The organism is Collinsella sp. TM06-3, assembly GCF_003436395.1.
GTDB lineage: Bacteria > Actinomycetota > Coriobacteriia > Coriobacteriales > Coriobacteriaceae > Collinsella.
This window is the reverse complement of record NZ_QSPG01000044.1, coordinates 1-3,093: the sequence shown is the minus strand read 5'-3', so window position 1 is coordinate 3,093 and position 3,093 is coordinate 1. Positions and strand designations below refer to the sequence as shown.

General features: G+C 54.5%; 4 protein-coding genes. 3 read left to right on the top strand and 1 reads right to left on the bottom strand.

What is annotated here, in order from left to right:
- Window positions 1-239 precede the first annotated feature (239 nt).
- The gene (locus DXD56_RS09905) at window positions 240-800 is read right to left on the bottom strand and encodes a TetR/AcrR family transcriptional regulator (protein ID WP_117583300.1); all 561 of its coding nucleotides are present in this window, start codon (window positions 798-800) and stop codon (window positions 240-242) included.
- A gap of 143 nt (window positions 801-943) precedes the next feature.
- On the opposite strand from DXD56_RS09905, the gene DXD56_RS09900 reads away from it, so the two are divergent.
- From DXD56_RS09900 to DXD56_RS09890, 3 genes are read left to right on the top strand one after another with little or no spacing between them, the layout of a single operon-like run.
- Window positions 944-1,144, top strand: coding sequence for a hypothetical protein (locus DXD56_RS09900; protein ID WP_055252679.1), 201 nt, complete (start codon window positions 944-946; stop codon window positions 1,142-1,144).
- Window positions 1,141-1,830 carry a radical SAM mobile pair protein A gene (locus DXD56_RS09895; RefSeq protein ID WP_055252677.1) on the top strand — a complete coding sequence of 230 codons (690 nt, stop codon included), beginning with the start codon at window positions 1,141-1,143 and terminating at the stop codon, window positions 1,828-1,830. Before DXD56_RS09900 ends, DXD56_RS09895 begins: the two co-directional genes overlap by 4 nt.
- Window positions 1,818-2,726: a radical SAM mobile pair protein B gene (locus DXD56_RS09890; RefSeq protein ID WP_117641083.1), complete on the top strand. Its 909-nt coding sequence runs from the start codon at window positions 1,818-1,820 to the stop codon at window positions 2,724-2,726. Before DXD56_RS09895 ends, DXD56_RS09890 begins: the two co-directional genes overlap by 13 nt.
- The last annotated feature ends 367 nt before the right edge of the window (window positions 2,727-3,093 follow it).

The window sequence follows — 3,093 nt, the reverse complement described above, 5'->3', positions numbered from 1 at the left end:
CCGTTCTGGAGCATGACCGCGAAGCTGCCGGATGCGCACCTGCTGAGCGTAAACATCTCGGGCGACTCGGCTCCGCTGCAGCTCGGAAGTAAGGCGGAGGCGATCCAGGCCGATTTGGGCGCCCTGCTCTCGGTGGCGCGGGCAGGTGGCGAGTAACGCGGAGCGGTAGACGCGCAATGAGGTTTTAGCCGCAGCCTCCGAACGAGAGGGCTCGGAGGCTGGTATTCCTGAATCGCAGGTCACGATGGGTTATCGGAATCGCGAAGAGCGGATACCGCCAGTAAGCCCCCTTCGGAATAGGCGTTGAGCAGCTCCTGGGCATGGGTGAACTCGGGGCCTCGTCTCCAGCCGAGCAGGCGGTTGACGGCCAGATTGCCCTGGACGTTGTGGACGAAGAGCAGGAAGGCGTCTTCGCGTGAAAGCCCTGTTTTCTCCATGACCCAGGGAACCATCTGCTCCGCTCCGCGTTCTATGACGCGCTGGGCTACGCGAGCGTATGAGTCGCTGTCCGAATAAAGCAGGCGATAATCGTCGTCTGCCGGCGGACGCTGGCAAAGCGTTGCCGATTCAACCCCCTCAAGCGGGGGAGCCGCTGCCAATGCCTCGTCGATAAGCGCATCGAGCAGCGCGTACTTATCCTCGTAATGCAGATAGAACGTTCCCCGGTTGATCTCGGCGCGGCGGCAGATGTCCGCCACCGTCATCTTCGCGAAGCCGACCTCGGCCAGCAGCGCGAAGAACGCCTCCTGTATGACCGAGAGGGTGTAGCGCCGCCGGCGGTCGATCTTGGTTTCTCCCATCGCCTCTCCAATCTGAGTCGTTTGACAATGTCCAGTAGCTGTTCGTTTATCGACAGGTGCACGCGTTTGTTCATTGCCCCTGCGAAAATCAACAAGGATACTGTTTATAGACACCTGTTTTTTATAGCTGAAAGGGAGCACGGATGACCCTGTGCGAGAAGCTCGGCATCGGGCTTGTCAGCCGATCGTTTTCCCATCGGGCCGTCTATCGAAACGGCGGCACGTCATACGATTTGAGCGATTGCGAGCCTGCTGCTTGCAAGCAAGATATCGAGGCTTTTGCCCGCAAGGTGGGGAAGGCTGATTGCGTGTTTACGGGAGAGGCAGGTAGGCAGGCGTTATGAGCATCTGCATCAAAAATCAGATTCAGAATATGAATATCGTCATCGGCTGCACGGTGGGGTGTCCATATTGCTATGCCCGTAACAATGTGAAACGTTGGCATATGATTGACGACTTCGCTGATCCTGCGTTCTTCCCGAGCAAGCTCAAGATGATGGAAAAGAAACGCCCGCAGAACTTTCTCCTTACCGGCATGAGCGATCTCTCCGGGTGGAAGCTGGAATGGCGAGACGAGGTATTTGCAAAGATCCATGAGAATCCACAGCATCAGTTCCTGTTCCTGACCAAGAGACCCGATTTGCTGGATTTAGATACCGACCTGGAAAACGCATGGTTCGGCGTTACGGTGACGAGGAAAGCGGAGCTGTGGCGTATCGACGCCCTTCGGAAAAACGTCAAAGCAAATCACTTCTTCGTTACTTTTGAGCCGCTATTCGACGATCCCGGTACGGTCGACCTTTCCGGAATCAACTGGATCGTCGTCGGTACCATGACCGGGGCGCAGAGCAGGAAGGTTCATACGGAACCGGAGTGGGCATGGTCTTTGACGGACCAGGCGCACGCGCTTGGCATTCCAATGTTTATGAAGGAAGACCTCGTCTCTGTCATAGGGGACGAAAACATGATTCAGGAATTGCCGGAAGAATTCGAAAGAGTGCTGGAGGTGCAGAGAACATGGCGGAAGTGATCGATGGAATCCTCATCAATGAGGTGGAAGCAAAGAACATCATGACCAAGTCCAGCCTGCCGGTAGGCGGCTACTCGGTCAATCCCTATGTAGGCTGCACGCATGCCTGCAAGTATTGCTATGCCTCCTTTATGAAGCGCTTTACCGGACACAAGGAGGAATGGGGCACCTTTCTTGATGTGAAGCATTGGCCGGAAATCAAGAATCCGAAGAAATACGCTGGACAGCGGGTGGTTATCGGTTCTGTGACGGATGGCTACAATCCACAGGAGGAGCGATTCGGGAATACCAGGAAACTCCTGGAGCAGCTGATTGGCAGCGATGCAGATATTCTGATCTGCACAAAGTCCGATCTTGTGGTACGGGATATCGATCTGCTGAAGAGGCTTGGACGAGTGACTGTTTCATGGTCGATCAACACGCTGGATGAGAACTTCAAGAACGATATGGACTCCGCGTCGAGCATCGAGCGTCGTATCGCTGCTATGAAGCAGGTGTATGACGAAGGTATCCGTACGATCTGCTTCGTGTCCCCGGTATTTCCCGGCATCACGGATTTTGAGATGATTTTTGAGCGAGTAAAGGATCGGTGCGATTTGTTTTGGCTCGAAAATCTCAATCTTCGGGGTGGTTTCAAAAAAACGATCCTGGATTATATCGCCGAGAAACATCCCAATCTCGTACCGCTTTACGATGAGATCTATAACAAGCGCAACCGTAGCTATTTTGAAGCGCTTGAAGTAAAAGCCGAGGAAATGGCCAAGAAGTACGATTGCCCCTTTGTGGACAACGAAATGCCTTATGGCAGAGTCCCCCAGGGGCATCCGGTGATCGTGGACTACTTCTATCACGAGGAAGTCCGAGGGTCAGATAATAGCGGAAAAAGAAATCGTTAAACGGAAACCGACGACGATTCGCTCGAGCGATTAGCGTCCACGCGTGGCTTCTGCCGATTGGCGCAACGGGCGACGGATTAAGGGATCGCTCGGGCGGATGATCCCGCTGCAGTACAGGCGGTCGCTCAATTTAGCGGCATGAGCGTTTTCGCACGGAAAACCAGTATCCCCTGTGCCGAGTTTAATCGTAGCGAATACAATGGGCACTGAGCATCAATCGAAAGTAGTCAAGAGCCTTTTCGACGGCTTCTACCACCTCTACCCCAGCCTCGAGCAGCAGTGGGCATACTATGCGCGATACATCGACTTCATGCTGCGCGAGCTGGCCTCGCAGCCCTATCTCGACCTACGGTCCCTCATCGGCCAT

Coding starts and splice junctions, on each gene's coding strand:
- DXD56_RS09905 (WP_117583300.1), bottom strand. CDS start 800: ATGGGAGAAACCAAGATCGACCGCCGGCGGCGCTACACCCTCTCGGTC.
- DXD56_RS09900 (WP_055252679.1), top strand. CDS start 944: ATGACCCTGTGCGAGAAGCTCGGCATCGGGCTTGTCAGCCGATCGTTT.
- DXD56_RS09895 (WP_055252677.1), top strand. CDS start 1,141: ATGAGCATCTGCATCAAAAATCAGATTCAGAATATGAATATCGTCATC.
- DXD56_RS09890 (WP_117641083.1), top strand. CDS start 1,818: ATGGCGGAAGTGATCGATGGAATCCTCATCAATGAGGTGGAAGCAAAG.